Raw genomic sequence first — 25459 nt, forward strand, 5'->3', positions numbered from 1 at the left:
CTATCTCTTAATGGTCTGCAAATCCTTGTTCTCGGTAATGGTGAACGCTTCGATGATGAAGCCGTGCGGGTTGTTGTCGCTCCGTGTGGCGTTGAGCAGGCGGCACGAGGTCACAAGGCTTCGCACCGTCAGGCTGCTTTCCCGGACAATCAACTGGCGGGCATACGTGTTCACCTTGTAGGGGTACTGGTCGAAGTCGCACTTCACGCTGTCAATCTCCACCGTCTGCGTGACGTTTCCGGAAATCACCCGGTTGTAGTAGCCCTTTTCCGCCAAGTCCTTGTAATAGTTGAAAGCGGTCTTGTCGGCGAGGAACAGCGAGCGTTTGATGTTGCTTTCGATAGCCCCCTTGTCGGGTGAGAGCGTGAAGAAAAGTTCGTGGAAACGCCGCACGTGCGACTTGGCTTCCACGGGTCTGTTCTGCGCCATGTCCTGCGAGAGTGCCAGCATCAGGCTTTTGCCGTTGTCGAGGACGTATATCTTCTGCCGCTGCTTTTCGGCGAAGCTGTACGAGTTCCACACGGCAAAGCCCGTCACCAGTGCGCACAGGCAGATGAATACCAGCGCAAAGAGCCTGATTTGCCGGAAACTCGTTTCGATGTTCGTTAATGACTTAAATTCCATATACTAAATATTGATGTTGGTTATTTGAGTAGTTTCCCGGTTACTTTCCCGCTTGCCGCACCGACCGCCGCCCCGGCGATTGACCCAGCCCGTGCCACGTTGCGGTTATAGGCAGACGTACCGCCAGCCGACACTATCCAGCTTGCCACCGTTGGAATGGTGAAGTAGCCCACGATGCCGATAATCATAAAGATTACATACACGGTGCTGCTCCCGTCAGGAATGAAATTCGGGTCTGAAAGCTGCTCGATGTCTTTTTGTAGCATCAGGGTTTGTATGCGTGCCAGCACGCTGCTGAACAAGTCCGACACGGGTAGCCACAGGTAAATGGATATATAGCGTGAAATCCACTGGGTCAGCGTGCTTTGGAAACCGTCATAGACGGAAATCGCAAACGCCAGCGGACCCAGTATGCTTAACACGATTAGGAAGAACGTGCGCAGCGTGTCTATAATCAGCCCCGCCGCCTGAAAGAGCATTTCCAGCAGTTCCCTGAACCAGTCCCGGACGGACTTCTTTATATTGTACGCCGCCCTGTCCATATACATACCCGTCATAGTTACCATATCGGAGGGCGACCAGCCCAGTTCTTCCAGTTGCCTGTCAAATTCCTCGTCCGAAGCGAGGTAAGCCGTTTCGGGGCTACGCATCAGGGCTTCATATTCCAGTCGGTCTTTCTGTGCCCGGTATTCGTTCATGTCGAAAGTCTGCGTTTCCATAAGTTGGTTGCACCCTTTCACCACTGGCGACAATACCGTGTTGATAGTCCCCAGCACGAACGTGGGAAAGAACATGATGCACAGCCCCAGCGCAAAGGGACGCAGGAGCGGGTACACGTCTATGGGTTCGGCACGTGCGAGCGACTGCCACACTTTGGCGGCTACATAGAACAGCGCACCCAGCCCGGCTATTCCTTTGGCTACCCCCGTCATGTTGCTGCACAAGGGCATCATTTCATCGTACAGCACCCGCAACACTTGGTGCAGGTTGTCAAAATCCACCGCTGCTAATAACATAGGCATACCGATTTATATGTTACCAGTAGCGTTCATCCGCCGAGCCGTAAAGAGCCAGCACCCGGTCTGTGTCGTTCTTCTTCTTTGCCCGCAGGTAGGACACGGATATGTTCTTTCGGGTGTAGTAGTTCACGAGGTTGCGGTAGTTGAGCAGGCTTTTGTAGGCGTTGTTGATTACCGCCAGCCTTTCGGCATCCGTCAGCGACATACCCGTCACGTTCACTACATTCTTCAAGTCCTGCAACACGTCCGCACTTTCGGAGAGCAGCTTGGCATACCCGGCTGAAATGGCGGTGAGTTCATCCGGCGTGTAGTTCGGGTCAGCCAGCATGTTCTGGTAGTTTCGCACGTAGATTTCGGATATTTCCGCCACCAGTTCAATGGACTTCTTCACCTTGATGCCGCCCTTGACAACGTCGTGTACCGCTTTGAGCGCATCGTAATAGACTTTTCCCTGCTGGAAAATCTTCTGCGCTTCCATGAAGCCGTCCAGCGTGTTTTTGGCTGTGGTGGAAGTCTGCACTATCTGCTTGGTGGTGTTGATGATGCCCTGTGCCAAATTGCCGGGGTCTGACACCACCCACTGTGCGGATGCGTTGCCGATGAAGCAAAGGCATACCGCCATAAGGAGAATTGTTCTTTTCATGTTCCTGATTTTTAAGTTGTTGATGATTGGGGATTACGTTTGCTTTCTGCAAGCCTCTTGATAGCCAGTTCAAGGTTGCCGCCCAGCTTGTCGGCAAGTGCGAACAGTTCCATTTTCTCGCTTTCCTCTGTCGTGAAGGTGTAATATTCTTCCAATGAAACTTCTGTGGCGTACACCGCCGACTGCGTGCCGCCCAGCGAGAAGAAAACTTCCTTGTACTTCCGTCCGGGGTGGTTCGCCATGTTGATAGACAATATCTGCGAACGCTCCTTGTCGGTCAGTCCCAAGAGGTTCTGTATGCTGTCAAACTTGTTGAGATATTTTCTTTGGTCTAACAGGATTTTGCAGTCCGAGTTATTGATGATACTCTCTTTCACGATAGGGGAAGAAATAATATCCTCAATCTCTTGCGTGACTACAATCGCTTCCCCGAAATATTTTCGGACGGTTTTGTAGAGGTAGCGGATATAGTCCGCCATGTTCGCCGATGCAATCGCTTTCCACGCTTCCTCGATTAGTATTAACTTCCTTATTCCCTTTAACTTGCGCATCTTGTTTATAAAGGCTTCCATGATGATGATAGTCGTTACCGGGAATAAAATCTTGTGGTCTTTGATGTTGTCCAACTCAAAGACAATGAAGCGTTTGTGCAACAAATCCAGTTCCTTGTCGGAGTTCAGCAGGTAGTCGTACTCACCGCCACGATAGTACGGTTCAAGCACGTTCAGGAAATTGTTTATGTCAAAATCCTTTTCCCTGACGTTCTTCTGTTCAAGCTGTCGGCGGTAATCATCCCGGACAAACTCGTAGAACGTGTTGAAGCAGGGCGTTACCGAACGGTCTTTGCCTGTCAGTTCGATATAGGCACTCACGGCGTTTGACAACGCCACTTCTTCCGACCGCTTCGGGGCTTCATCATCCCGCTTCCACAGGGTGAGTATAAGGGTCTTGATGCTCTCTTTCTTCTCTATGTCGAATACCCCGTCCTCGACATAGAACGGGTTGAACGCTATCGGGTTCTCGTTGGTGTAGGTGAAATAAATCCCGTCCTCGCCGTGCGTGCGGTTGTGGATAAGCTGGGACAGCCCCAAGTAACTGTTACCCGTATCTACCAGCAGCACGTGCGCCCCCTGCTCGTAATACTGACGCACCATGTGGTTGGTAAAGAAAGACTTACCCGACCCGCTCGGCCCAAGTATGAACTTGTTGCGGTTGGTCGTGATGCCTTTCTTCATGGGCAAATCCGATATGTCGATATGCAGCGGGCGACCGCTCACCCTGTCCACCATTTTGATGCCGAACGGCGAAAGCGAACTCTTGTAGTTCGTTTCTTCCACGAACAGGCAGAGAGCCTGCCCCAAGAACGTGTAGAAACTTTCCTCTGCGGGGAAGTCCGCTTCGTTTCCGGGTATGCCCGCCCAAAAGAGCGTGGGCGTATCGACCGTGTTGTGGCGTGGCTTGCACTCCATTAGCGCAAGCTGGCTTCCCACATCGTTGCGTATGCGTTTGAGTTCTTCCCGGTCGTCACTCCATGCCATGACGTTGCAGTGGCAGCGCACCGATACAAGCCCCTTGCTGTGCGCTTCGTTCAGGTACTCGTCTATCCATTCCTTGTTCACTTGGTTGGCACGGGAATAACGGGAGAGCGATTGCATGTTCCGGGCGGTCTGCTCGAAGTTCTTCAGGTTTTCGGCGTGGTCGTCTATGAAGATGAACTGGTTATAGACGTGGTTGCACGACAACAGCACGCCCACCGGGGCGGCGAATGACAGTCGGCAGTCGCTCCGGTCAGTGGACAGCTTCTCAAACCGTGTGTCCGTCCCGACCTTTCCGGGCAAATCTTCCACGTCCGAAAGCGTGTGCAGGCACAGTATGTCGTCCCCGACACGCATTTCTTCCGGGTACAGCCCGATGTCTTTCAGGCAGGTGGTATCTGTCTGCGATAGCGAGAAGTATTTCTCGATGATGCCCGCCTTTCCGTCCTGCCCGGTGATTTCCGATGCCGCCAGCCGGGTAAGGGTGACAAACCCGCTGTCGTTCATAATCCTTTCAAACTGCCCGACCGCTTCGATGAACTTTGCCGCCGCTTCCTTGTCGGCTATCTCCTGCGGTACAATCCTGCCCCGGCATAGGGTGGAGAAGTCGCTCTGTCGGCGGCTTCTCTCCCTTGTCGTCTTTGTCAGGAACAGGTAGCAGTAATGGTTCAGGAACGGGCGTTCATTGAAGTGCCGTTCAAAGGAGCGGCTTAAAAAACTAAGCTCGTCCCTTTCCGTGTCGGGCTGGTAGTTCTCCTTGATGAAGAAGTCCTGCTTGTGTACTATGGAGTAGTCGGGCAGCACCTTGATTGCCTTGTACCATGCCGAATGTATGGCTTCGTACTCGGCACTGGTGACGGTGAACAGTTCGGGCAGTTCCACCCTGAAAGCCACCGTTATGTCCGCATCCTTTGAAATGATGCAGCCGTTCTCCACCGCCAAAAGGGGGAATTTCCTTTCCAGCGTGGTAGCCTTTAACATATTTCTCATGGTCTTTCTTCCTTTCTTTTTTTGTAGGTGAATAATCGGGGTATCGCCTTTCGGCTGATAATGAAGCGTGGATGCCGTTTGCGTGCGGCGGCTTTCATCAGCCCGTGCGTGCCGTACTTGGCGTTGAGCCGGAACGTCTGCCACACGAGCAGCAGCGAAGCCGACACGATGAAACCGATACATAGCCACTGGTTCACGCCCGCCATGAACAGGACGATGAACACCACGAAGACGGCGAGCAAGCCGCCGCAAAAGATAAAGAGGTACTGGCTTTTCAGCCCCTTGAACTCCACGGGCTTCCCGATACCCCTGTTTACCTGATATTTTTCGGGCTTAGCCCTCAACAACTCGTCAGACATAGCCGCAGGTTTAGAGGAAGAACGAGCGCAGGATAGTGGCGGCTACAATCAGGAAGATGCACGCCCCGAACCAACTGGCGGCGGTCTTTGAGGTGTCGGGGTCGCCGCTTGAAAACTTGTTATATACTTTTACCCCGCCAATCAAGCCGCAGACCGCCCCGATTGCGTACACCAGTTTTGTTCCGGGGTCGAAATACCCGGTGATTAGGTTCGTGGCTTCGGTGATGCCCGCCTGCCCGTTTCCTTGTGCGTAGGCACTTACCACGGCGGCAAGTATAGCCGCCGACAAGAAGATTTTCTTTCTCATTGTGATTTGTTTTTAATGCCGGGCGGCGGGTGGATAGTCCGCCTTTCCCGGCTGGTGAATAATTTGAAATTTTAGTGGTCGGGGATAGTCCCGTTTGTCTGTTTGGTTTTCAGGTTGCCAATCAACCGTAATCACGCTGTTTCATGCTGTCAGGCTTATACATTATTATATTATAGGAAATCGTTCATGTCGAACGCTTCGTGTTCCTTGCTTTTATTGCCAGCTTCGGCAGGGACAGCAGCCGCAGCCAGTTCCGCTTCGTTGCGTCCCAGCAGTTCCGCCACCTTTGCCAGCCCGCCGTTGATGTTCTCCACCACCGCATCGTAGAGGTTCGTCCCCTCAATCCTTGCCAGTGTCCCGGCGGCTTGCCGCTGTTCCGTTTCGGTGGGGTTGTCGGCGTTCGCCGTGCGTACCGCTTCGCCCAGTTCGTCAAAGCTCACGCCCGTAGCCCGCCCGGTATCATCGTCACCGTCCATGTACCCGGCTATTTCCTCGTCCTCGTAGTCGGGTTCGTCATTCTCGTAACCGGGCGTTTCTTCCGGCAGTCCGTCAGCCTGCGGCGCAAAAATAGTATCATTTTCAGCCGCTTGCGGGAGGTGTCCCGATTTGTCCTGCGCTGTCTGAAATTGTCCGCTCTTGTATCGGCTTTCACCTATCAGCGTGTAGCCTGAAACCCCGTTTCGTGGAAGCGGCGCATCATCCGTTTTGCCCGGTGATGTCCGGCTGTCCGTGTAGCGATACCACAGCCACAGGGCGATGTAGTACACCAAAAGCCCGGTAAGTATGCAATAGATTACCATAGTCAGACAGGCTTTTGGAAGTGGCTTTCGTACAGGGTGTTTATCTCGTCTTGGTACTGCTCGAAGTGGCGCAGCAGAATGTTTTCCACGTAGCTGCTTACCGTCACCTTTCGCCCGCCTATCACCGTCACGATACGCATCAGCTTCTCATGCGTGGTTCGGCTCACGTACAAGGGCTGTCGGTCTGCCAGTTCCACTTTCTGAAAGTAGGTTTCCCGGTAGTCGCCCGAACCGCCCTTGCGCTTGCGGGGTGTCGGTTTCTCTACTTGCACTGTTTCAGCCTGCCGTCCCTCGTGGGCGGTTTCCGTTTCGCTGCCGGGCTGCGGTTCATCATCCGGCTGGCTCTCCCGCTTGGCGGGTACACCCTGCGAGATAAGTTCCCGCATAAAATCCTCGTCTATCTTCGGCATCCCGCCGCTTTGCTTTGCCATATCATTTTAATTTGATGTAGTACACTATTTCGGTTATCAGTTCTTCCAAGTTGCTTCCCCTTACCAACGGGCGGCTGGCGGGAAAGAGCGTGGAGCGGAACACCGCCTTTTTATCCGCCACCAGTTCCTTTTTGTAGCGTTTGGTATCGGGGATAAAGGTTTTCATCAGCGGCAGTTCCAGTTCCTTAATGGTCTTGTCGTAGGCGGTGTAAAGGTCTGTTTTCTCCCTACCGTCCACCATGTTCCAAAAGAGGTACAGCCCTGCAAGTCGGCAGGCTTCATTCTTCACTAATAGCTTTTGGATAGCCATTGCGAACGACAGGCTGCTTTCCAGCACCACCTTGTCGGCTGAAATGGGGGTGAAAATGTAGTCCATGCCCGCAAGGGAGTTTATCACGCCCTCGCTGTTCACCGTGCCGGGCAGGTCGAAAAACACTATATCCGGCACGTGTCCGGCGGCTATATATCCGTCAGCCGTTGCAATCGCCTTTTCGGGCGAACTGCACAGTACCGGGTAGGCTTTCTTCCCCAGCCGGGTGAACTGTTCATACGCCATGCGCTTGTAATCTTCATCCGCCCCGACCTGCTCGGCATCCCGCTTGCGCATCCCGGCAATGGAGTGCTGGGGGTAGTCGCAATCGACCACCGCCACATTGTAGCCTTTGAGGTAGTATAGGTAACTCGCCGCCAGCACGGTAAAGGTGGTTTTGCCGACCCCGCCCTTTTGTGTGGAAAAGGCGACATAAAGGGGTGTTTTCTCGTTTTCCATATTGCTTCCGTTCATTATTGGTTGATAGATTTGTTTATTGCTTTCAATCATTCTTTCCATATTGCAATCTTGAAATATTGAAAGACTGTTTTATTTCAATCTTGTTTTCCTGCTTTCATTCTTTCTTGAAATATTGAAATCCTGCAATCATGTTTTATTGAAATCCTGCTTTCAATCATTCTTTCCTGATTGGAATATTTCTTTCAATCTTGCTTTCAATATTGAAATCCGATGCAAAAAAAGGGAGAAAAAACGTCCCCTGAAAACCTTGTCCCGATTTGTCCTGCGCTGTCCCGTTTTGTCCACCAACCACCTATTTTACAGCATTATAAATCACCGTTACTTTGCAGCGGAGTAACGAACCGCAGGGGGCGCAGGTGTAAAACAGGGCTGGTGAATGGCTGGGCTTACCGTTCCACGCTAACCCCAATCCGTCCGTGACGGATTTCGATTTTCGTCAGAAAATAGCAAGGTGTGTTCTATGGCACATAGAACCGTTTTCCGTGCCTGAAAACGCCTTGCCCCTTGCGGGGGTGAAAATCACTCCGAAGTCGTAATTTTTTTAATCCAAAGAAGCATGGAAACAAGAAAACCTAACAAGGGCGGTCGCCCCGCCCTCGCAGACCCGGCGAAGCATCGCCATGTCCTTTACCTGAACGACCGGGAGAACGCCCGCTTCCTCTCGCAATGGGAGCAGTCGGGCGTCACGAGCAAGTCCCGTTTCATCGCCGCCCGGCTGTTCGGCGAGCCGTTCCGGGTGGTGAAAGTGGACAAATCGGCAGTAGAATATTGCGCCCGGCTGACCGAATTTTATGCACAATTCAGAGCCGTGGCGGTCAATTACAACCAAGTTGTAAAGGCGTTGCACAACAACTTTTCGGAGAAAAAGACACTGGCTTTTCTCTATAAATTAGAGAAAGCGACCACCGAACTGGCGATGTTGAACCGTCAGGTTATCGACCTGACAAACGAGTGCAAGGAACTATGGTTGCCAAAATAAGCAAGGGCGGCAATATGTTCGGCACACTGGCGTACAACCAAAACAAGGTGGACAGCGGGGAAGCAAAGGTGCTTTTCTCCAACCGGATGCTGTTGAGCGAGGACGGGAATTTCTCTATCGGCGAGTGTATGCGCAGCTTTGAAATGCAGATGCCCGTCCAGCTATCCACCAAGAAGCCGATACTTCATATTTCCATAAACCCGCACCCGGAAGACGTGCTGACCGACCAGCAGCTTTCCGACATTGCCAAAGAGTATATGCGGAAGTTGGGCTATGGCGACCAGCCCTATTTGGTGTACAAGCATACCGACATCGACCGCCACCACATCCACATCGTGGGGTTGCGGGTGGACGAGAACGGCAAGCCGCTGAATGACAAGTTCGAGCATCGGCGCAGCAAGCAAATCACCCGTGAACTGGAAAAGAAATACGGGCTGCACCCGGCAGAGCGAAAGGAACGTGCCGAACGCCCGGAACTTAAAAAGGTGGACTATGCCGCCGGGGACGTGAAGCACCAAATCGGCAATACCGTGAAAGCGGCTTGCTATGGCTACCGCTTCCAGTCGTTCGGGGAGTACAAGGCTTTGCTTGCCGCTTACAACGTGTGCGCCGAGGAAGTCAAGGGTGAAGTGAACGGCAAGCCCTATCAGGGCATTGTCTATTCCGCCATGAACGACAAGGGCGAAAAGGCGGGCAACCCGGTAAAGGCTTCCCGCATCGGCAAGTCGGTGGGTTATGAAGCGGTGCAGCGCAGAATGGAGAAATCGGGCGAAGCAATCAGGAACGGGAAACTGAAAGAGCGCACCCGGAAGATTGTAGCCACTGCCATGCAGACCACCCGCAGCCGCAAGGAACTGGAACAACAGCTAAAGAAGCAGGGCATTGACGTGGTATTCCGTCAGAATGACAGCGGGCGCATCTATGGCGTTACGTTCATCGACCATGACAGCCGGGTGGTGCTGAACGGTTCACGCTTGGGCAAGGAGTATTCGGCGAACGTGTTCAACGAACGTTTTTCGGGCGAAACCGGAAAGATGCACCAGCCCGAAGTGTCAGCACCGCAGCAAGACCAGCCCACGCATCAGGAACAACCGGGGTTCATGCCGAAATCCGACATCGTTCCGGGTGTGGCTTCCGTGTTGGGTGCGTTCGGTGGATTGCTGGGCGGCGGTGCATCAGGCGGTGACGATCCGCAGGACACCGCCCGCCAAAAGAGAAAGAAGAAAAAGAAGCGCACAAGGCGCATCGACTAACTTAAAAAAACATTACAATCATGCAACAGGAAGATGATTTGAGAGGGCTTGCAAGGGTCATGGACTTTATGCGGGCTGTCAGTATTCTATTCGTGGGAATAAACGTGTACTGGTTCTGTTACTCCACCCTGAAAGAGTGGGGAGTGACCTTTGAAGTGATAGACAAGATACTGTGGAACTTTCAGCGCACCACCGGGCTGTTCTCGTCCGTTCTTTGGACAAAACTATTTTCGGTGGTGTTCCTCGCCCTGTCGTGTATCGGCACTAAGGGCGTGAAAGAGGAAAAGATAACGTGGGCGAAGATACATTGCAGCCTTGCGGCAGGTGTCGTGTTGTTTTTTCTGAACTGGTGGCTGCTGGAACTTCCGCTGCCACACACGGCGGACACTGTGTTTTATATCGCCACGCTGTCGGCGGGCTATATCTGTATGCTCATGGCGGGTACATGGATGTCCCGGCTGTTGAAGAACAACCTAATGGATGATGTCTTTAATACCGAGAACGAAAGTTTCCAGCAGGAAACAAGGCTTATCGAGAACGAGTATTCGGTAAATCTGCCTACCCGGTTCTACTATAAGAAGAAATGGAATAACGGTTGGATAAATGTCGTGAACCCGTTCCGTGCCAGCCTTGTGTTGGGTACGCCGGGTAGTGGCAAATCGTATGCAGTGGTGAACAGTTACATAAAACAGCAAATCGAGAAAGGTTTTGCGCTTTACTGCTATGATTATAAGTTTCCCGATTTGTCGGAAATCGCTTATAATCATTTGCTTAACCACTTGGACGGGTATAAGGTAAAGCCCAAATTCTACATTATCAATTTTGACGACCCCCGCAAGAGCCACCGATGCAACCCGATAAACGCCAGCTTCATGTCAGACATTGCGGATGCCTACGAAGCCAGCTACACGATAATGCTTAACCTCAATCGAAGTTGGATAAGCAAGCAGGGCGACTTCTTCGTGGAAAGCCCGATTATTCTTTTGGCGGCTATAATTTGGTATCTCCGTATCTATCAAGGCGGTAAGTATTGCACGTTCCCCCATGCCATTGAACTATTGAACAAGAAATACGCCGATGTATTCACTATTTTGCGCAGTTATCCCGAACTGGAAAACTACCTTTCGCCGTTCGTAGATGCTTGGGAATCAGACGCTCAAGAGCAGTTGCAGGGTCAAATAGCAAGTGCGAAAATCCCGCTTTCAAGGATGATTTCACCCGCTCTTTACTGGGTAATGACAGGTGATGATTTCTCGCTGGACATCAACAACCCGAAAGAGCCTAAAATCTTGGTTGTCGGCAACAATCCCGACCGTCAGAACATCTATTCGGCGGCACTGGGATTATATAACAGTAGAATAGTGAAGCTGATAAACAAGAAAGGTCAGCTTAAAAGTTCGGTGATAATAGATGAATTACCGACTATATATTTTCGTGGGCTTGATAATTTGATTGCGACCGCCCGAAGCAACAAGGTTGCGGTTCTGCTGGGCTTTCAGGATTACAGCCAGCTTACCCGTGACTATGGGGACAAGGAAAGCCGTGTGATACAAAATACTGTGGGCAACGTGTTTAGCGGTCAGGTAGTCGGTGAAACGGCAAAAATACTGTCGGAGCGTTTCGGAAAGGTGTTGCAGAAACGGCAGAGCATGACAATCAACCAGCGGGAGAAGTCCACCTCGATAAGTACCCAAATGGACAGCCTGATACCCGCCAGCAAAATATCCAACCTCACGCAAGGTATGTTCGTGGGGGCTGTGGCGGACAATTTCGATGAACGGATAGAGCAGAAGATTTTCCACTGTGAAATCGTGGTGGACAATGAAAAGGTGAAGCGGGAAACCGCCCGTTACGTGAAGTTGCCGCAGATAATTGACTTCACCGACAAGGACGGCAACGACCGGATGCAGGAAGAGATACAAGCCAACTATGACCGCATCCGTCAGGAAGTCCGGCAGATTGTCGAGGACGAGATAACCCGGATTAAGAACGACCCGGAGCTATGCCACTTGATTAAGGAGGAAGAATAGCTGTATATAATAATGTATGGAGTGAAGAACAGCCGATGTAGCTTTACGGTTGTTCTTCATTTTGCTTTTTGGTGCGGTAGGCTTCAAAACGCACTAATATTTCGTGCAGGTTCTTCAATGCTTCCACAGCCTTGCCTATCGGCGGCATCTTGCTTTTGTCGAAAGTCAGTTTCTTCAAATCGGCAGTGTACGCCGTAGCCACTTCGGGCAACGCCATGACCGCTTCGGCATCCTTGAATATCGGTGCATCAGCCAGCGACAAGTGCGAACGGGAGTTTTTATTTAGTCCGTCCTCTATCGTCACCCGGTACATGGCATCCAAGAAATCTTCCGAATGTAGGTAATCGTTATATTCCTGATTGTGGTAGAGTGCCGACAAGTCGTAAACGTCACGGATATGCTTTGCCAACAGTGCGGCTGCATCCTCATTGTAAGACAGCTTTACCAGCCTTGAAACCTTGTCGCAGATAGTCTTTCGGGGGTTGATACACTGCGTTTCAAAACTTCCCAGCCCGTAGGTGCTTATCAGTTCCTCTTGCCCGATGCTTTCAAGAAAGGCGGTCACAATCGGTTTGATAACCCGCTTGTCCGCCGGGTAGAACATCCGTTTTTTGTCCGGCAGGTCACAGGATTTTATCTCTACTTCCAAATGTTCTTTCAGTCCCACGCCTTGAAATACATTGTCATACGAGAAATACAGTTTACGGTAATTACCGCCCGTTTCCGACAAATCTTCCTTGTATATGTCACTATTGAGTTCGGCTATGTATTTGGAAAGTTTCTTGTTCAATGTCTTTTCCGCCTGCTTGGACGCACCTTTGTCACCCGTGAACACGAACAAGTCCAAATCTTCCGAGAAACGTTCTATCAGCCCGTAGGCTTTGGAAAGTGAAGTTCCGCCTTTGAAGTAGGTCTTATCCGCATATTCGGACATGGAAATATCCCGCAGTATCTTCGATACCCAGTAATCCTTTTCCACGTGCGACTGCTCGTAGCCGAAATGTTCAGCCGCCAGTGCGATGATTTCCTTGAACGCTTCCTTGTCCGAATGTAAATTCATATTTCTGTCCTATGCTGTTTTATAATCCAAGTTGAACCGTGTCGTGGGAAGAATGGTCTTTACCATTTCCGTTTGCAACACGGTTTGTCTGATGTCGCCCAGTATGTCCGCCACCACCTTTCTGACACGTGGCGGGTAACTTTTCGCCAAAGATACGATTTTTTCCAGTTCCGGCAGGCTGTACCCGTTGAAATATTGGCTTTTGACCCGGTTGTAGATGTCCTGCCCGGTTGTTCCGGGTATGCGCTTCATGTCCTTTATCGCATCGAGCAGCCGCAAGTATGGGACAAGGCTTTCATCCGGATAGACCATGCAGTAGGCTTTCACGCACTCTATATCCAAGTTCTTGAAACGGAAACGGCGAACCGGGTTAGGAGTGGCTATCGTTATGGTTGTGGCTACCTGTTCGGTCAGCCCCATTTTGTTATAGACGTAAGCCCCCGTGATATAGCCGTTCAGTTTTTCAGTCAGGTAGCGGAACTGTTCATCCTGATAGACAGGCAGCTTTCCCAGTCCCAGCACTGATTTCTTGGGACGGTAGTACGCCCCCTTTTCAACCCGTACCAGTACCCCTTTGCGGCTCTGTTCGGAAAGTAGCACCGCAACATTGGCGGTCTTTTCCGTTTCAAACGACAAATCCCGGAACGTGAATATACGCCCGGTATCTATCCGTTCAATCTGCCCAAGTATCTCTTTTCTGAATGAAGCCATATTTATGTCCTTTGTTTCTATATGCAAAGATAGTATATTATGTAATCACCTGCAAAAACATAACAAAGATTTTGCCGAAGATGTTTTCTTTTTGTCGTGTCACCTGATAATAGAAGAATAACGGAAACTCAATCAAAGGCTTGCCAAACGCTTCACAAACGTTCCAAAAATAAGCTGTATTTCAGTATTAATTTTGATATGTAGCTCATTATTAGCCTATTGATAAAATAGCAAACGTTTCATAAACGCTTCACAAATGGCTCGCAAGCATAATGCAAATTTTAATAAGTCGTTGATTATAAGGCATAAGGTCTATAATTAAATGGCTCATAAATGGCTCACTCCAAGAGAGTGATTAACTTCGCTCTCTTTTTTATGCCCTTTTCAATTCTGCAACCAATGGTTGCAGAATTTCATCCCACCCGGACAATTTCAGACAGCGCAGGACAAATTCGGACAGTCCTTGCCGCCCGTCCAAATATAGCATATTTAGTCGCTACCTTTGGGCGGGACTATTCCCGTAACCACTAAAATTCCAATTATTTATGGCAAACAGAATGACCCCGCCCGCAGAGGGGCAGGAAAAAGACGTGCTGCTGGTCTTGGATAAACAGCAGGGAAAGGTGAGTGCCGTTAAGGGTATCGACAAGGACGGCAATTTGCAGACCATGCCACCCACTACCGGACACGGCGGCGAGTTCATGCAGGTGGACAAGAACAGCGATGTGTTCAGCAACTTCATTTCCAACTTCTACCGCAAGTATCAGGACACTTCCGGGCTGGAACTGTTCAGCGTCAAGGCTTCCGAAGCGGAGCGGGACGCAAAGGCAATCGAGGACAACCACCGCAACCCTACACCGGAGGGTGACAAGCGGGCTGAAATGCTTCGAGTTCCGAAGCCCGACTTCCACGAGTTCAAGCAGGGCTACCGCTTCGACCCTGCAAAAATCGACTGGGAGAACCTGAAAAAAGTCGGCATCACCGCCGACACCCTGAAAAACACGAGGGACTTCGACCGGGTGATGCGTGGCTACAAGTCCCGCAACACCTACACCGTTTCGGGGACGGTGGGCGGCTTCTACCTCAAACCTACCGATGTCAAGCTCTCTTTCTATCAGGCAAAGGACGGCATGGTAGTACCCAAGCTGCACGGCGTGCAGCAGGACGAGAAACTGCTGCAACGCCCGTTCCATGAACACGAGTTCACCAAGCAGGAACAGGGCAACTTGCAAGGCACTGGCAACTTGGGCGGCATCGCTGAAATCAAAGACCCCAAAAGCGGCGAGCAAATCCCCGTGTTCGTCAGCCGGGACAGGTACACGCACGAACTGGAGTATATGCGGGCTGACAAGTGGAAATGCCCCGATACAATCTGTAACGTGCAAGTCAGTCCGGAACAGAAAGCCGCCTTTGAAGCCGGGCAAGCGGTGAAAATGGAAAACCTGCAATTCAGGGACGGCACGCAGCGCAGTGCCTATTTGCAGGTCAGTGCGGTGGAGCGTGGCTTGGAGTTCCTGCCCCGTGCCGCCGTCCAGTTCTTGCAGCAGTGGCAGCAGCCCGCAGAGCGGCAGGTCGCCGGGCTAAAGGACGGCAAGGGCGTTGAGTTCAACGGTCATGTACAGCCCGGCGCACAGGGCAAATCCCCCGACAAGGTGCAGCCGAAAGACGTTACCCCCACCGCCGAGAGCCGGACGCAGGTGGCGGTCAATTCGGGGGGCAAGACCAACGAAGCCACCAAGCAGGGCAAAGAGCCGTTGAAACAGGGTCAGGACAAGCCCACCGCCAAGCAGAAAGAGAAGCAGGAGAAAGCGCAGGACAAGAGCCTGAAAGCTGACAAGCCCAAGAAGTCCAGAGGAATGAAAATGTAATATCCACCATTAAAAAGTAAAGAATTATGATTGCATTGATAGCAGAAAAGCCCAGCGTGGCAAAGGACATCGCCCGCATCATCGGTGCGACCGGGCGTAATGACGGTTATCTTTCCGGCAACGGGTATATGGTGACATGGGCGTTCGGCCACTTAATCCAGCTTGCCATGCCGGAAGCCTACGGCGTGGCGAACTTCCGCAGGGAGAGCCTGCCCATACTGCCGCCCGATTTCCAGCTAATCCCCCGTCAGGTAAAAGCGGAGAAAGGCTACAAGGCAGACCCCGGCGTGCTGAAACAGTTGAAAGTGATAAAGGAAGTGTTCGACCAGTGCGACCGGATTATTGTCGCCACCGATGCCGGGCGTGAGGGTGAGTTAATCTTCCGCTATATCTTCCATTACCTGAACTGCCGGAAACCATTTGTGCGCCTGTGGATAAGCAGCCTTACCGACAAGGCAATCCGTGAGGGGCTGGATAACTTGCAGCCGGGAGAGCGTTACGATAACCTTTACCTCTCTGCCAAGTCCCGCAGCGAAGCGGACTGGCTGATAGGGATAAACGCCACCCAAGCGTTGAGCGTTGCCGCCGGGCAGGGGGTGTTCTCGCTGGGCAGGGTGCAGACACCCACGCTCGTGATGATATGCAGCCGCTATTTGGAGAACAAGAATTTCGTACCCGCCAAGTTTTGGCAACTCAAAGCGGCGACCGCCAGCGGGGGAATAAATTTTACCGCCCAATCGACCGCCAAGTGGGAACAGCAGCCCGAAGCCATAGCCGCCCTGCAACGGGTAAAGGATGCCGGGCAACTTGTGGTTAAATCCGTTGAGAGGAAAGAAGCCTGCCAAGAACCGCCGCTTTTGTACGACCTTACCACGCTGCAAAAGGAAGCGAACACGAAGCTGAACTTCTCGGCTGACAAGACGCTTTCCATAGCGCAAAGCCTGTATGAAAAGAAAGTGATGTCCTACCCAAGAACCGGAAGCCGCTATATTCCGGAGGACGTTTTCGATGAAATGCCGGAACGTGTCGCCCTGCTGGGGCAATACCCCCGCTTTGCCGGGTATGCCGCCGGGCTGGACGGCACACCCCTGAACCGCCGCAGCGTGAATGACGGCAAAGTGACCGACCACCACGCCTTAATCATTACCGAGAACCTGCCCGGCGAACTTTCCAAAGACGAGCGGGCGGTTTACGAGCTGGTAGCCGGGCGTATGCTGGAAGCCTTTTCGGGCAAGTGCGTGAAAGACGTTACCACCGCCTTGCTGTCAGGGGGAGATACCGACTTCACGGTGAAAGGGTCTGTGATGAAAGAAGCCGGGTGGCGTGCCGTGTTCGGCGAGCAGGAAACGGGCGGGGATGAAGAAGCCGCCAGCCTGCCGCCACTCCAAGAGGGAGAATATTTGCCACTCTCCGGCGTGGATCTGCTCGAAAAGCAGACCAAGCCGAAACCGCTGCACACGGAAAGCAGCCTGTTGGCGGCAATGGAGAACGCAGGCAGGGAACTGGAAGATGCCGAACTGAAAGCCAGCCTGAAAGATGCCGGGATAGGCACGCCCGCCACTCGTGCGGCGATTATCGAAACGCTGTTCGCCCGCCAGTACATCGTGCGTGAGAAGAAGAACCTTGTGCCTACCGACAAGGGGCTTGCCGTTTATGGGATTGTCAAGGACAAGAAGATCGCCGATGTCGAAATGACGGGCATGTGGGAAACCGCCCTTGCCAAGATAGAAGCGGGCAGCATGGATGCGGACACGTTCCGGAAGGGCATCGAGGTGTACGCAACGCAAATCACCGCAGAACTGCTATCGGTGCAGCTATCTGTCGCTGCTGGTGAAACCTGCCCCTGCCCGAAATGCGGCAGCGGGCGCATCCTGTTCTACCCGAAAGTGGCGAAGTGTTCCAACGTGGACTGCACGCTTACCATATTCCGCAACAAGTGCGACAAGCAGCTTTCCGACAAGCAGATTGTCGAGCTGGTGACGAAACGCAAGACCGGGCTAATCAAGGGCTTCAAGGGCAAGAACGGCAAGGCTTTCGATGCTTCGCTGGTACTGGACGAGCAGTTCAATGTCGGTTTTTCATTCCCCGAAAAGAAAGCGAAACCGAAGAAATAGCTTATCTTTGCCGCTGAAATTTCATTGTGATAGGTTTTACAGCTTATAATAATTGAAATTTTAGTGGTTGCGCCCGGAGGGAAACCGGGCGCATTTTTTTATATGTTCCCGCCAAACAGGTAGGTCGAACAGACCACCCCGTTATCCAGCACCCTGCTTTCCGAGAGCTTCCACAGCGAGCCGGATGTTTCCCCGACAAAACCGATGCCTTTGCCCGCCATGACCGGGACGGTGTAGATTGTCAGGCTGTCCAGCAGTCCGGCTTTAATCAATGAAGTAAGCAGCTTGCCGCCACCCACCACCAGCATGTCGGTTTCCTGTTTCAGTTCATAGACCCTTTGCAGCGGTTCTTCGGTCAGGAACTCCACCCCGCAGTCCGGCGTCACGTTGGTATCGTAGTGTGACACCACAAAAGACCGTTTGCTTTTGTGCGGCCACCCGCCCCAGTGTTCAAAGATGTAGTTGTAGGTGTTAGCCCCCATAAGCAGGCAGCTTGCGGCGGCGTGTTCCCTTGCCGCCAGTTCCTTGACCTCACGGGGCATCCAGTCCAGTTCATAGTCCGGCGTGGCGGTATGCCCGTCCAGCGATACGGCGATGTGCGCTTTGATTTGTTCCATATTGTCAGGTATTAAAGTGATATAAATCCCTACTGTCTTGGCACGTTAGCCGCCACCCCCAAAAAGAAAGCGTGGCATGACGCTGTTTCAAAGTAGAGGTACTGGCATACCCAAAAGAGGAAACAGTGCAGCCACGCTATGACAAACGCATAGCATATCCTGCGCTGAATATCCCCTCTTTTTGAAAAGTGCCAGTTTTCTACTTTGGGACGTTCGGCGAACGTATATGTTATATATAAAGGCAATATTCCGGCAACCGCCGTCCAACTGCCGTTACTTTTCCGTGTAACTTCTGCAAAGTTAAGCAAATACCCTGAAAAATCACGTGCAAACAGAAAAAATCCTGCCGTGTTATCACAACAGGGCAGGACACAAGCACCTAAAAATACACAAGTTCAGCCCATACGCCTACGGGCAGCTTGCGTTCCTTTGAAGATTATATGAACCGATGACAAAACAGCTTTGGTTCGCCGTGTCTTTGGTGATGATGTCCCTTTCCCGCATGAAGCGGATATAGCTCTTTGCGGTGCGCTCCTTGATGTCCAATACCTGCTGCAACTGCTCGCAAAGGTCTATGTAGGTGATGCGTGTCTGCCGCCCGAAGATGTCACGTGCGACATTCACCAGTTCCCTTTCCTTGCGCTTCTCCTTTTCCTCACGTGGTTTCTCGCCCTTGTACACGTGCATCCCGGCTTCCTTGTCCCAAGCAAAGAGCATCAGCGGCACGTCCAGCGGGCTTCCGTCCCTTACTTTCAGGGCTTTTACCACCGACTGGGTAGGTTCTTCGTCTTTCTCAATGGACAGGATAGTAGCCGCCTTGCGCTGCAACTCGCTGCCCAAATGTCCCCGCAGTTTCAATCCGTTGGGGACGAAGTGCAGCACGCACAGAATACACGTGTTGTAGATGCCCGCCAGCCGATAAAGTTCATCTATCACCGCCACGCTTTCCGCTTCATCGTTGGCACTCTTAACAAGGTCTGCGATGCCGTCAATGACGACCAACTGGATGCCGCCGTACTGGTAGTAGAACTTGTCCATGCTTTGTACAATGGCGTTCAGGCGTTCTTTGCGTGACATACCGGTAAGACAAAACGCTTTCAGTTCATCGGGTTTGTCCGGCTGTTTGGCACGTGCCAGCAGGTTGCTTACGTTCTTGAACAGTTGCACTTCTGATTGCTCGGTATCATAGAGCAAGACCGCCTTGTGTTTGCCGTTGGCGGTTATCTGTATGCCCAGTGTATCTATGTCCTCACCAGCCGGGCAGATGCAGCCCGCCACGATTGCGGCTACATAATTGCTCTTGCCCGTTCCCTCGCCCCCGGTGATGCCGAACAGGTTGCCTTGTGTCCCCAGCGGAACGTCACCCGCCGAAATAATCTCTTGCGCTTTGGCGGGCGGGTTGTTGAAATCTATCTCGCACGATTTAAGCATAATCAATGTATCGCTATACAGGTTGTCTAAAAATTCGATAAACAGTTTCAGGAAATCTTCACGGGTGTTCCCGGCTTTGAAGTAGTCGGATATGTCCTTTTCCTCTTTCGTTCCCGGAAGCGGGAGCAGCAGGCGTTTCACGCCAAATTCTTCCAACAGTTTTTCCTGCTTGCATGAACTTTCCCTGCCCGTCTTGTCCATGTCAAAGAGCAGGACGATGTGTTTGAAGCGGAACGTCAGCCGATAGACCAGCGTGGGCGGTATAGTCACTGTTTCGCTATTGAAGCAGATAGCGTGAAAACCGTGCGCCGCCAGCGAAAGCACGTCTTTCTCGCCGCCCGTGATGAATAGCGTGTCGCCTTTGGCTGGCAGTTGTTCCAGCCCGAAACAGTAGTTCTCGCCGAAGCTGCCGCCGTAGAGGAAGCGGGGCGTGGAGAACGGGCGGTACAGCTTGATGTGCTGTTTGCCCTTGTAGCCGTACATGGGTTCTGCCACCGATGAAGTGTAGGTGTACGGTTTGCCCTCTGCCGTTTCGCTGTTGTATTCCCGGAGCGAGCAGACCTTGTAACGTTCCAGCAGTTCGGGCGTGATGCCGTACTGTTGCCAGTACACCAGTTCGGCAAGCGGGAACTTCTGTTCCCGGAACTGGTAGGGCTTGACGGGCTTTTCGGGCGTTTCTTCGGGTTTGTCCGGCACTGCCCGGCAGACGGTTGCCGGGGGAACGGAAACCGGAATGCCGGAAGCCAGCCCCAAGCCCAAATCCCGGTCGATGATTTCCAGTATCTCCACGAAGTCAGCCGCCCGGTTGCAGTCCAGCCCCTTTAACTGCCCCACGAGGAAGAAACAGTCGCCGCTGTAACTGTCGTTGCCGAAGTCCTTCATCTTGTAGATACCGCCCCGGCGGTCGAAATAGATGTTGCAGGAAGCCTTGCTGTCCTCGTACAGCGGGTTAAGGAAGTTGCGACCTATGCGCCAATTGCCGGGCAGGTAGTGTTTGAACACCGCCAGCCCGTTACTTGTTCTTTCTAAGATTTCCTCTTTCCTTAGCATACAACTGGTGGTTGGTTATCAGGTTGTCGATGTTCTCCTTGTTGCTCCTTATCAGGCGTTCTTCCAGCATCCGGCGTATCTCGCTGACCTTGTAGAAGTAACGTCCCCTGATGTTGGAATAGGCGATAGTCCCCGACACCCGCAGGCGTTGCAGGGTCTTTTCGCTTATTTTCAGGAACGTGCAGACCTCGTAGCTGTCCACCCACATGTCTTCCTCGCTTTGCCTTGCCGTTTCCATGTGGTTGAAGATGTAGTCGGCAATGGCGGTAATCTTGTTGTCCAGTTCCTTGTAGGCTTTGGACTCGAATGTTATTATTTCCATAACGGTAACTAATTGATTTGCCGCAAAGTTCGGGTGTCCTGAAAAATAAAACGCCACAGATGTACCCACCTGTGGCGAAATAAATTTTGTTAAAGCACGGTTGCCTAATCCTGCTCCCTCATGCGCATCAGCAACCTGTCTTTCAGGGTGGAGAGGAAGCCCGTTCGGTCTTTGGTCTTGGCTTTTAGTTCCATGTAGGTGTGGTAGAAGTCGCCGAGGTCGATGTCGAACACGTATTCAAAGTAGGCTACAATCTCCTTAATATCAACCGTCCCCTTGTTCAGACAGCCGCAGGCGTCCAGTGCGTAGATAAGTTCCACCAACGCCCTTTTCGTCCCCGTCCAGCGCAACACCTTTCCCATGAAGCCGTTCTTCACCCGCTTGCGTTGTTCCCGGCGTTCCAGCTCGTGCAGACGGTTGGTGAGGTATATTTCCAGCAGTTCGTTGGCTAAAATCTTGGCTACCTTGAAATCGTGACTGGTGCTGAACTGTGGGTCTGTTTCGTAATAGAAACTGTCCACGATGATTTGTATGTCAGGCTTCCCACGCATGAAATACTGCCTGTCCAAGTAGGTGGCTTTCGTTCGGTGGTACTGGTAGAACGCCAAGTTCCGCTGGAACGACTTTGAAATCCGGTCGGTTTCCGACAGCAGGTAGTCCCTTTGCACTTCCTCGCTACCGCTGGGGAAGCGCACCTCTATCTTGTAAACGGTGTTGTAATAGATGATTTTGCTCGCTAAAAGCGGTTTCAGTTCCTTGAAGAAGTGTATTTCCTCTTCCGTGCTGGCGAACGGGTAGGAGATTATAAAGTTTTTGAGTTCGCCCAGTATCTCTTGCAGGTAGTCCACGCACAGGCGGCAGAGCGTCAGCGTGTCCGCTGCGGTGTCCTCGTATTCCAGTATCTGCCATTCCACTTTTTGAAGCAGTCCGGCGAAGTATGTTTCCAACGGTATCTTATGTTCCATAACCTTGTGCTTATCTTTTATGAAGCACAAAGTTACGGGCATAAAAAATCTGTTTTATTCTTGATTTTTCACATTACGTTCTTGTAACTGTGCATTTTCTTGTTTCCTGCGCTTTTCTGCGTATCTCACCCGGTGTGTCCAGCAAGTAAGCCTTGCAGAAGTCGTTCAGGTTCGATGTCGATGCGAACCCGGTGGTGAACGCCACTTCGGTAAGTGTGAGGTTGGTGTTCTTCAGGTAGTGTTCCACGTCCTTTGCACGCTCCTTTATCACCCATTCCTTAGCCGTGTACCCGGTCATTTTCTTTACCTTCCGTCGGAACGAGCCGTATTCCATGCCGCATTTGTCCGCCAGTTGCTCGGCATCATAGACCATGTAGCCTTTCAGACGCACCATTTCGGTGAATGTCTGCCTGCCCAGCTCCGGCAGCATCCGTTCGGCGTGGCGCAGTTCCTTTTCCGTCACCAGCAGGCGGTTGTCCCTTACCGGGTTTCTCCGTAGCAGGTAGAAAGCGTGGCATACCGTGTTGTACACGTTGCAGAGGTACTGCCGTCCCGGTCGCATCCAGTGGAGCGCATCGCAGTAGGCGGTCAGTTCGGGTATCTCGTCCCGCTTGCGGTGCTGTTCCGCCAGTTCGTCCAGTATGGCGTAATGGGTGGTGGACATACCCAGCAGGATAATGATTGCCTTGTAGTCCTTGTATGTCGCCAGTGTCGGCGTTTCCGGCAGGCTCTTGAGCGTGTCGCACACGCGGGCGCACAGCCGCCCGTCCTTGCTGAACGGTTCAAGTTCCAAGTAGTTGTCCATTTTCCGGCTGTTGTGCAGCAGCCATGTTACCTTTTCGTCCAGTTCCTTGCAGGACGCTTCCAGTTCCGCTTCGGGAGCGGGCAGCAATAATGATGTAATCCGTTGTTCCATATTTGAATAAATTGATTTGTTTTCTGTACGTTACCCGGTAGCCCATAGCCAAAACTTTTGGATTAGCCGCCAAACCACGTGATAAAGGAACATGGCGGCAAGCATAAGAAAACCTGCCCGCAGGAAATATTCTTCAATGCGCTGCCAAACGCTCGTTTTTTGTTCGGGCATCAGTATGTCCGCCACTTCCTCAAAGGTCTTGCAGGCGAAAATCGCTTGCCGGAACTCGTCTGCGCTGTTCCTGCATTCTTCCTTGAACCACCGTGTCTTGGGGTATCGTTCCGCTACCAGTTCTTGCAGTTTTCGTAGTGGGAACGGTTCGGGGTTGTCCCCGTACTCGTATTCAATGGAAATCACACGTCCCTGCATCCTGATGCAATATCCGAATATCCCTTGCCACTTCACTTTGTGCGCCCCCTTTTCAACATATTTCGTCCCGGTTGCATCCACTACAATGTAGTTCTTCCGCTTCTTCAACAACTCGGTATTGGTCGTTGTGTACAGTTCTTCCTTGCGAAACACGTATATCATGTTGCCTTTGGGGGCAAAGCTGAATATCGGGTATTTAAGTCGGGCTTTCATTGGAAATAGTCTATTGTTTTATAAAAGCAAAATAAAGCAGGGTAACACCTACCACAACCCCGAAAAAGATACAACCTGTAATAATGAAAGCCCAATCGGGGTAATGGAAATCAAGTTCTTCATAAGGAATGGCAGTTTTCTTTATACATCTGTTCCATACCCATATCAGAACTTTTCCAAATCTATTTACTATGATAAGGTTACTCATATTGATTAATGGCTAAGCGGGAAACGACGTTAGTCCGTTATCCCGGTTTGTTAGTAATATATTCTATCGCACTCGCTTCAAATCCCCAATAAATTGGAGTACCGTTTCTATATATGGAATAGCTTTTAGAATTTTGATATTATCTATTGATTCTATACCACCCGATACCAATGCTGGGACATATCCGTAACATTCATCCAATGTAGGAACATCCTTTTCTGATTTTATCATAGGATATTTATTTAAGGAGAACCATGATTCCAAACAACTCTTGTTGAAAATTACCACATTCAATAGTATATCAACATTCTCGGATAAAATCTTGAATGTTCCGTATCTCACATTGATGAATACGACATAATCTCCTATCACGGGATTCTTAACATAAGCAAAAATATCTCCAAAAACAGTTGTCATAAATGGAGTTACAGTTTCATACTCATACAGAGGATAACTATCATCTACTATTGTCTGATATTTATTGGGGTTAATAATTCTGAACAATCCATCACAAAACGTTCCAAGTCCAACTTCTTTCCAAAGTTCGATAATTTTTTCTGATACCGCATTAGCATATTTTGCAATAAAAGTATCATCTACCGTTTGGCGAGTGCTGTTTAGGCTCTTATCTAAAAATTTTTCGTACATATTGATTGTGCTATTTATTACTAATGGGTTGGAAAGGAACACCGTTTAGGGGTTAGCTTTCCTTGTTAATATTGTTTTGTTGGATGTTTCAATTTGGTATATACATAAATTTTCCTTTGTAAGAAAACGCACAAATAAAGTATATTACAAAAATTACTAATGTTAGCATGATACAAATCACATTCTTCTTTTTCTCATTCTTTTCCCGATAAATGCTTCTTCCTATCCTTGCTTTCTTTTCCGGCCAAAACAAGAATCCATTAAGGCAATAAATCATTATTATAAAGATGAAATGTGAACAAGGATGCGCAATATACTTTAGAATTGGATTTTCAAACATCATATTTGTATAAGCTCCCAATAAGCTATATACCATATATATGATAAAACTAAAACACACAACAGAAAATGCTTTATTCTGTTCTCTGTCTTTACCAAAGGAATCATAAATAAAGAAAATTGTGTAATACCAATACTTATACCAACTCATAACAGATTTAATATTAATGGTTAGAAAGGAGCATCGTTAGATGCTATCTTTCGTTGTTACTAACTTTATTATTTATAAGACTAATCGAATTTTTCTGCCGATTTATCAAGCTATAAACAGTTTACGAAAAATTAAAATTCCTATGATTGCGATATAAATCGGAATGCAGAATATCATCCAATTAGAAATTAGCTTGTTTCTTGTGCAACCTTGATACTTCTTTTTTAATTCCAGAATTTTCTTTTTCCTGTATCGAATACAGCAATATATGATTAACAGACATAAAGGAACGAGTAAGAAGCATAAGCTATAAAGTCCCTCTAAGAACCACGCATATTTATGTTGCATGTCATACCATTCCTTAATAGCGAAAAAGGCTATAATGAGTGATATGCCCAAGCTATAACATAAGTGGATGACAGCACTAAGGTATGGTGGGTCGCCATGCTTTTCATACATTCGATATAGTCTATAAAATATATAATCCATATTTGTTAGTAATGGCTAAGCGGGGAACGCCGTTAGGCGTTATCACGCTTCGTTAATGGTATATTGATATTATTCACTTTGAAAAGCCTTAAAGCAGGATTTGAAGAAAGTCTTTTCTTGGCATCTTCCAAATCTAACTTATAATATTTAAGCTCAATATTTTTTAGCTTTCTCAAAGTTTCTAATCCGGACAAAGTAGTCAAGTTTGCTGTTTTCTTACTCTCTGTT

25 protein-coding genes and 1 pseudogene are annotated in these 25459 nt (G+C 50.4%); 5 read left to right on the forward strand and 21 right to left on the reverse strand.

What is annotated here, in order from left to right:
* The 9 genes from traK to BACFIN_RS08530 all read right to left on the reverse strand — a co-directional run bounded on the left by traK (position 1) and on the right by BACFIN_RS08530 (position 7492).
* The gene (gene traK, locus BACFIN_RS08570; RefSeq protein WP_004325451.1) at positions 1-624 is read right to left on the reverse strand and encodes a conjugative transposon protein TraK; all 624 of its coding nucleotides are present in this window, start codon (positions 622-624) and stop codon (positions 1-3) included.
* Between the two features lie 20 nt (positions 625-644).
* On the reverse strand, positions 645-1640 hold the full coding sequence (gene traJ / locus BACFIN_RS08565) for a conjugative transposon protein TraJ (RefSeq protein ID WP_028728967.1): 996 nt from the start codon (positions 1638-1640) through the stop codon (positions 645-647).
* Positions 1641-1659: 19 nt separating this feature from the next.
* Complete coding sequence (locus BACFIN_RS08560) at positions 1660-2286, reverse strand: DUF4141 domain-containing protein (RefSeq protein WP_007566703.1); 627 nt, start codon at positions 2284-2286, stop codon at positions 1660-1662.
* Positions 2287-2297: 11 nt separating this feature from the next.
* Positions 2298-4811: a TraG family conjugative transposon ATPase gene (locus BACFIN_RS08555; protein WP_007566701.1), complete on the reverse strand. Its 2514-nt coding sequence runs from the start codon at positions 4809-4811 to the stop codon at positions 2298-2300.
* Positions 4808-5170, reverse strand: a complete 363-nt coding sequence (locus BACFIN_RS08550) for a DUF4133 domain-containing protein (protein WP_007566699.1) — start codon at positions 5168-5170, stop codon at positions 4808-4810. Before BACFIN_RS08550 ends, BACFIN_RS08555 begins: the two co-directional genes overlap by 4 nt.
* A gap of 10 nt (positions 5171-5180) precedes the next feature.
* Positions 5181-5477 (reverse strand): DUF4134 domain-containing protein, encoded by a 297-nt coding sequence (locus tag BACFIN_RS08545; RefSeq protein WP_004308755.1) that lies wholly within the window; start codon positions 5475-5477, stop codon positions 5181-5183.
* Positions 5478-5647: 170 nt separating this feature from the next.
* Entirely contained in the window at positions 5648-6277 is a 630-nt protein-coding gene (locus BACFIN_RS08540) for a hypothetical protein (protein WP_007478186.1), read from the reverse strand.
* Between the two features lie 2 nt (positions 6278-6279).
* A complete protein-coding gene (locus BACFIN_RS08535) occupies positions 6280-6708 on the reverse strand; it encodes a DUF3408 domain-containing protein (protein WP_007478184.1) in 429 nt (142 codons plus the stop codon).
* A gap of 1 nt (position 6709) precedes the next feature.
* Positions 6710-7492, reverse strand: coding sequence for a ParA family protein (locus BACFIN_RS08530; protein WP_028728951.1), 783 nt, complete (start codon positions 7490-7492; stop codon positions 6710-6712).
* Positions 7493-8054: 562 nt separating this feature from the next.
* On the opposite strand from BACFIN_RS08530, the gene mobA reads away from it, so the two are divergent.
* From mobA to mobC, 3 genes are read left to right on the forward strand one after another with little or no spacing between them, the layout of a single operon-like run.
* The gene (gene mobA / locus BACFIN_RS08525) at positions 8055-8477 is read left to right on the forward strand and encodes a conjugal transfer protein MobA (RefSeq protein WP_007754154.1); all 423 of its coding nucleotides are present in this window, start codon (positions 8055-8057) and stop codon (positions 8475-8477) included.
* Positions 8462-9730: a conjugal transfer protein MobB gene (gene mobB, locus BACFIN_RS08520; RefSeq protein WP_007754156.1), complete on the forward strand. Its 1269-nt coding sequence runs from the start codon at positions 8462-8464 to the stop codon at positions 9728-9730. Before mobA ends, mobB begins: the two co-directional genes overlap by 16 nt.
* Before the next feature lie 20 nt (positions 9731-9750).
* Positions 9751-11760 carry a conjugal transfer protein MobC gene (gene mobC, locus BACFIN_RS08515; RefSeq protein ID WP_007754157.1) on the forward strand — a complete coding sequence of 670 codons (2010 nt, stop codon included), beginning with the start codon at positions 9751-9753 and terminating at the stop codon, positions 11758-11760.
* A gap of 43 nt (positions 11761-11803) precedes the next feature.
* Here the strand turns inward: mobC and BACFIN_RS08510 are convergent, their stop codons facing one another.
* Together BACFIN_RS08510 and BACFIN_RS08505 are read right to left on the reverse strand one after the other, a co-directional pair.
* Positions 11804-12820: a nucleotidyl transferase AbiEii/AbiGii toxin family protein gene (locus BACFIN_RS08510; RefSeq protein WP_007754159.1), complete on the reverse strand. Its 1017-nt coding sequence runs from the start codon at positions 12818-12820 to the stop codon at positions 11804-11806.
* Positions 12821-12829: 9 nt separating this feature from the next.
* On the reverse strand, positions 12830-13531 hold the full coding sequence (locus BACFIN_RS08505; protein WP_007754166.1) for a DUF6088 family protein: 702 nt from the start codon (positions 13529-13531) through the stop codon (positions 12830-12832).
* Between the two features lie 545 nt (positions 13532-14076).
* Between BACFIN_RS08505 and BACFIN_RS08500 the strand changes: the two genes are divergently transcribed.
* Positions 14077-15399: a DUF3945 domain-containing protein gene (locus tag BACFIN_RS08500; protein ID WP_007754170.1), complete on the forward strand. Its 1323-nt coding sequence runs from the start codon at positions 14077-14079 to the stop codon at positions 15397-15399.
* A gap of 26 nt (positions 15400-15425) precedes the next feature.
* A complete protein-coding gene (gene topB / locus BACFIN_RS08495) occupies positions 15426-17513 on the forward strand; it encodes a type IA DNA topoisomerase (protein ID WP_007754171.1) in 2088 nt (695 codons plus the stop codon).
* 98 nt (positions 17514-17611) lie between these two features.
* Here topB and BACFIN_RS08490 read toward each other — a convergent pair whose 3' ends face one another.
* The 10 genes and pseudogenes from BACFIN_RS08490 to BACFIN_RS23020 form a co-directional block, all read right to left on the reverse strand.
* Positions 17612-18130 (reverse strand): dihydrofolate reductase family protein, encoded by a 519-nt coding sequence (locus BACFIN_RS08490; RefSeq protein ID WP_004326099.1) that lies wholly within the window; start codon positions 18128-18130, stop codon positions 17612-17614.
* 408 nt (positions 18131-18538) lie between these two features.
* Positions 18539-20611, reverse strand: coding sequence for a bifunctional DNA primase/helicase (locus BACFIN_RS08485; protein ID WP_007754174.1), 2073 nt, complete (start codon positions 20609-20611; stop codon positions 18539-18541).
* Positions 20574-21002, reverse strand: coding sequence for a helix-turn-helix domain-containing protein (locus BACFIN_RS08480; RefSeq protein ID WP_008648468.1), 429 nt, complete (start codon positions 21000-21002; stop codon positions 20574-20576). The genes BACFIN_RS08485 and BACFIN_RS08480 overlap by 38 nt, the downstream gene beginning before the upstream one ends.
* Positions 21003-21037: 35 nt before the next feature.
* Positions 21038-21940, reverse strand: coding sequence for an RteC domain-containing protein (locus tag BACFIN_RS08475; protein WP_007754177.1), 903 nt, complete (start codon positions 21938-21940; stop codon positions 21038-21040).
* A 31-nt stretch (positions 21941-21971) separates the two neighbouring features.
* Positions 21972-22766, reverse strand: coding sequence for a helix-turn-helix domain-containing protein (locus tag BACFIN_RS08470; protein ID WP_229031732.1), 795 nt, complete (start codon positions 22764-22766; stop codon positions 21972-21974).
* Positions 22681-22860: a hypothetical protein gene (locus BACFIN_RS23325; RefSeq protein WP_229031734.1), complete on the reverse strand. Its 180-nt coding sequence runs from the start codon at positions 22858-22860 to the stop codon at positions 22681-22683. The genes BACFIN_RS08470 and BACFIN_RS23325 overlap by 86 nt, the downstream gene beginning before the upstream one ends.
* Positions 22845-23396: a hypothetical protein gene (locus BACFIN_RS08465; protein WP_007754180.1), complete on the reverse strand. Its 552-nt coding sequence runs from the start codon at positions 23394-23396 to the stop codon at positions 22845-22847. The genes BACFIN_RS23325 and BACFIN_RS08465 overlap by 16 nt, the downstream gene beginning before the upstream one ends.
* Before the next feature lie 10 nt (positions 23397-23406).
* Positions 23407-23604 (reverse strand): hypothetical protein, encoded by a 198-nt coding sequence (locus BACFIN_RS08460; RefSeq protein WP_007754182.1) that lies wholly within the window; start codon positions 23602-23604, stop codon positions 23407-23409.
* Between the two features lie 63 nt (positions 23605-23667).
* Positions 23668-24252 (reverse strand): GAD-like domain-containing protein, encoded by a 585-nt coding sequence (locus BACFIN_RS08455; RefSeq protein WP_004326084.1) that lies wholly within the window; start codon positions 24250-24252, stop codon positions 23668-23670.
* A gap of 1011 nt (positions 24253-25263) precedes the next feature.
* Positions 25264-25459, reverse strand: a pseudogene (locus BACFIN_RS23020) (hypothetical protein); the annotation flags it as partial.

Origin of the sequence: Bacteroides finegoldii DSM 17565, from assembly GCF_000156195.1 — a bacterium.
Taxonomy (GTDB): domain Bacteria; phylum Bacteroidota; class Bacteroidia; order Bacteroidales; family Bacteroidaceae; genus Bacteroides; species Bacteroides finegoldii.

Excerpts from the sequence above, each read along its gene's own strand:
- BACFIN_RS08530 (WP_028728951.1), bottom strand. The coding sequence starts at position 7,492 with ATGAACGGAAGCAATATGGAAAACGAGAAAACACCCCTTTATGTCGCC.
- BACFIN_RS08535 (WP_007478184.1), bottom strand. The coding sequence starts at position 6,708 with ATGGCAAAGCAAAGCGGCGGGATGCCGAAGATAGACGAGGATTTTATG.
- BACFIN_RS08540 (WP_007478186.1), bottom strand. The coding sequence starts at position 6,277 with ATGGTAATCTATTGCATACTTACCGGGCTTTTGGTGTACTACATCGCC.
- mobB (WP_007754156.1), top strand. The coding sequence starts at position 8,462 with ATGGTTGCCAAAATAAGCAAGGGCGGCAATATGTTCGGCACACTGGCG.
- traJ (WP_028728967.1), bottom strand. The coding sequence starts at position 1,640 with ATGTTATTAGCAGCGGTGGATTTTGACAACCTGCACCAAGTGTTGCGG.
- BACFIN_RS08485 (WP_007754174.1), bottom strand. The coding sequence starts at position 20,611 with ATGCTAAGGAAAGAGGAAATCTTAGAAAGAACAAGTAACGGGCTGGCG.
- BACFIN_RS08500 (WP_007754170.1), top strand. The coding sequence starts at position 14,077 with ATGGCAAACAGAATGACCCCGCCCGCAGAGGGGCAGGAAAAAGACGTG.
- BACFIN_RS08475 (WP_007754177.1), bottom strand. The coding sequence starts at position 21,940 with ATGCCCGTAACTTTGTGCTTCATAAAAGATAAGCACAAGGTTATGGAA.
- BACFIN_RS08555 (WP_007566701.1), bottom strand. The coding sequence starts at position 4,811 with ATGAGAAATATGTTAAAGGCTACCACGCTGGAAAGGAAATTCCCCCTT.
- BACFIN_RS08465 (WP_007754180.1), bottom strand. The coding sequence starts at position 23,396 with ATGAAAGCCCGACTTAAATACCCGATATTCAGCTTTGCCCCCAAAGGC.
- BACFIN_RS08510 (WP_007754159.1), bottom strand. The coding sequence starts at position 12,820 with ATGAATTTACATTCGGACAAGGAAGCGTTCAAGGAAATCATCGCACTG.
- mobA (WP_007754154.1), top strand. The coding sequence starts at position 8,055 with ATGGAAACAAGAAAACCTAACAAGGGCGGTCGCCCCGCCCTCGCAGAC.
- traK (WP_004325451.1), bottom strand. The coding sequence starts at position 624 with ATGGAATTTAAGTCATTAACGAACATCGAAACGAGTTTCCGGCAAATC.
- BACFIN_RS23325 (WP_229031734.1), bottom strand. The coding sequence starts at position 22,860 with ATGGGCTACCGGGTAACGTACAGAAAACAAATCAATTTATTCAAATAT.
- BACFIN_RS08560 (WP_007566703.1), bottom strand. The coding sequence starts at position 2,286 with ATGAAAAGAACAATTCTCCTTATGGCGGTATGCCTTTGCTTCATCGGC.
- BACFIN_RS08550 (WP_007566699.1), bottom strand. The coding sequence starts at position 5,170 with ATGTCTGACGAGTTGTTGAGGGCTAAGCCCGAAAAATATCAGGTAAAC.
- BACFIN_RS08505 (WP_007754166.1), bottom strand. The coding sequence starts at position 13,531 with ATGGCTTCATTCAGAAAAGAGATACTTGGGCAGATTGAACGGATAGAT.
- BACFIN_RS08545 (WP_004308755.1), bottom strand. The coding sequence starts at position 5,477 with ATGAGAAAGAAAATCTTCTTGTCGGCGGCTATACTTGCCGCCGTGGTA.
- BACFIN_RS08460 (WP_007754182.1), bottom strand. The coding sequence starts at position 23,604 with ATGAGTAACCTTATCATAGTAAATAGATTTGGAAAAGTTCTGATATGG.
- BACFIN_RS08455 (WP_004326084.1), bottom strand. The coding sequence starts at position 24,252 with ATGTACGAAAAATTTTTAGATAAGAGCCTAAACAGCACTCGCCAAACG.
- mobC (WP_007754157.1), top strand. The coding sequence starts at position 9,751 with ATGCAACAGGAAGATGATTTGAGAGGGCTTGCAAGGGTCATGGACTTT.
- BACFIN_RS08490 (WP_004326099.1), bottom strand. The coding sequence starts at position 18,130 with ATGGAACAAATCAAAGCGCACATCGCCGTATCGCTGGACGGGCATACC.
- topB (WP_007754171.1), top strand. The coding sequence starts at position 15,426 with ATGATTGCATTGATAGCAGAAAAGCCCAGCGTGGCAAAGGACATCGCC.